A 1,199-nucleotide genomic window follows, 5' to 3' on the forward strand; every position below is an offset into this window, starting at 1 on the left:
CAGGGCGAGGCGGGCGGCGATCTCCTTGTTCTCACCCGAGGACACGAACAACACCGCAACGGGAGATACGGAGTCCACCGCCGCCTGGACCGCGTCCACCCGCGGCGAGACGGAGAAGTCGACGAACTCCGGGCTGTCGTTCACCAACACCCGCTCCACACCATGCCCACCCAACACCTCAGCCGCGCCACGCGCACCCGGCCCCAGCGCGAGCGCGACCGGCGCACCCAGGCGGCGGGCCAGTGTCAGCACCTCCAACGTCGGCTTGCGCACCGCGCCCTCGACGTGATCCACAACCACCAGCACATCAGCCATGACCCAACACTCCCAAGCTAGAGAAGACGAGAAGACAAGAGGAGACGAGAAGAGGAGACGAACCAGGCCGCACCGGGCCCAAGCGCTAGATGAACTTCTGCGACGCCAGGAACTCCGCGAGCTGCTTCCCGCCCTCGCCCTCATCGGTCACGATCGTCCCCGCCACCCGCGCCGGGCGCTCCGTCGCCTCGTCCACCGCGGTCCACGCACCCTCCGCACCCACCTGGTCGCCGTCGAGGTCGAGGTCGTCCAGGTCCCAGGACTCCACCGGCTTCTTCTTCGCCGCCATGATCCCCTTGAAGGAGGGGTAGCGGGCCTCGCCGGACTGGTCCGTCACCGACACCACCGCCGGCAACCCCGCCTCCAGCACCTCCACCGCGCCCTCACCGTCACGCCGACCCCGCACCACACCACCGTCCACCGACACCTCGGACAACAACGTCGCCTGCGCCACCCCCAACCGCTCCGCCAACAACGCCGGCACCACACCCGCCACACCGTCCGTCGACGCCATCCCACACACCACCAGATCGAAACCGACCTTCTCCACCGCCGCCGCCAACACCAACGACGTCCCCATCACATCCGAACCATGAACCCCGTCATCCTCAACATGCACCCCACGATCCACACCCATCGACAACGCCTTACGCACCGCATCCCGCGCATCCTCAGGCCCCACCGTCACCACCGTGACCTCAGCATCACCCTCCGCCGCCTCAGCAATCCGCAACGCCTGCTCCACCGCGTACTCATCCAACTCCGACAACAGACCGTCCACACCCTCACGATCCACCGTCAAATCCGCACCAAAACCCCGATCACCACTCGCGTCAGGCACGTACTTCACACAGACAACGATCTTCAAGCTCACGCCGACTCCT

At 66.7% G+C, this 1,199-nt stretch carries 1 protein-coding gene and 1 pseudogene; both read right to left on the reverse strand.

Annotated features, from left to right (window positions below):
• Positions 1–315: pseudogene (locus AB0E05_RS36430) on the reverse strand (electron transfer flavoprotein subunit alpha/FixB family protein); the annotation flags it as partial.
• Between the two features lie 85 nt (positions 316–400).
• The gene (locus AB0E05_RS36435) at positions 401–1,189 is read right to left on the reverse strand and encodes an electron transfer flavoprotein subunit beta/FixA family protein (RefSeq protein ID WP_361971916.1); all 789 of its coding nucleotides are present in this window, start codon (positions 1,187–1,189) and stop codon (positions 401–403) included.
• Positions 1,190–1,199 lie beyond the last annotated feature (10 nt).

Source organism: Streptomyces sp. NPDC048057 (assembly GCF_040653095.1).
GTDB lineage: Bacteria > Actinomycetota > Actinomycetes > Streptomycetales > Streptomycetaceae > Streptomyces.